The organism is Frankia sp. CcCS3 (genome assembly GCF_977927575.1).
On sequence record NZ_CDWRCL010000209.1, the window covers coordinates 1 to 1,110 of the forward strand.

The 1,110-nt window shown below is 71.9% G+C and carries 1 protein-coding gene; it reads left to right on the top strand.

The window, feature by feature from the left end; all coding sequences use genetic code 11:
• Positions 1–79: 79 nt before the first annotated feature.
• Positions 80–1,090, top strand: a complete 1,011-nt coding sequence (locus AC08OQ_RS15865) for a MarR family transcriptional regulator (RefSeq protein ID WP_476601695.1) — start codon at positions 80–82, stop codon at positions 1,088–1,090.
• Positions 1,091–1,110 lie beyond the last annotated feature (20 nt).

Genomic DNA, 1,110 nt, shown 5'->3' on the forward strand with positions numbered 1-1,110 from the left:
GATCACAAGATCAGCGACAGATCCCGTGGGGTGACCCCGTTTGTCGGCGAATAGGAGATGGCGTATACCGTCCCGCTTTGTGGCTACTGTTGCTGACCGGATACTCGACCAGCTTGCCAAGGTTCCCGCGGGTTTGGACGACGGCAGGTTGGCGGCGGCGATCGGGGCGAGCCGGGGCACGGTGAACCAGGTCTGCCGGAAGCTCGCGCAGGCGGGGCGGCTGGACCGGGGTCAGGGTCCCGACGGCCTGATTCTCAACCGTCTGGCGCTCGCGGCGACCTCGCCGCCCGAGGAACCGGAATCCGCTCCTGCCGCGGAATCCGCCGGCGTCGCCCCCTCGGCGTTCGCCGAGGGGGTCACTTCTCCCGCCGTGGCCGAGCCTGTTCCCGATGCGTCCGCGTCGGCCGAGTCCTCGTCGGCCCAGCCTGTTCCCGACGTCTCCGCGTCGGTTGAACGTGCTCCTGTGGGGTCTGAGCCTGCCGTCGCCGCCGCCGAGGCGGTCACGGCCACAGGCACCGATGAGCAGGCGGTCGATGGCGAGCCGGTGGACCTGCTCGTGGAGCCAGCCGCCGAGCTGGTGGTCGAGGTCGTCGAGCCCGACCCGGTCGCCGAGGCGGGTGCGGCGGCGGTCGAGGCGGGTGCGGCGTCGGCCGTGCCGGCCCCGGAGCGCGCCGAGGATCCGGTCACAGCGATCGGCCAGGCCTTGGCCGCTCTGGACGAGGCGATGTCCGTGTTGGGCAGCACGATCGTCCCGGCCTCGCTCGATGCGGCAGGTGGTGCATCGCATGCCTCGCCGTCGCCAGGCGGTACGGTAACCGAGCTTTCCGGGGAGCGGCGGGCTCCCACGGAGCGCGCCGACGGCGTCGCGGGTGGCAGCCGGCCGGTAGCCGGCGCGCCCCTGCCCGCGGGGACGGCCGCGAGCAGGGAGACCCACGAGCCGGCGAGCAGGGGTACCGCACGCCGGGAAGGCGGGGAAGACGGGGCCGAGGGGAGCACCCCGACTTCGGGGAAGGCACCGGCCGATCGCGTGAGCACCGCACCGGTGCGTCGGAGCTGGTGGCGCCGAATGTTTGTCCGTAACGCCCATTGATGTAATTAACGGTACATAGG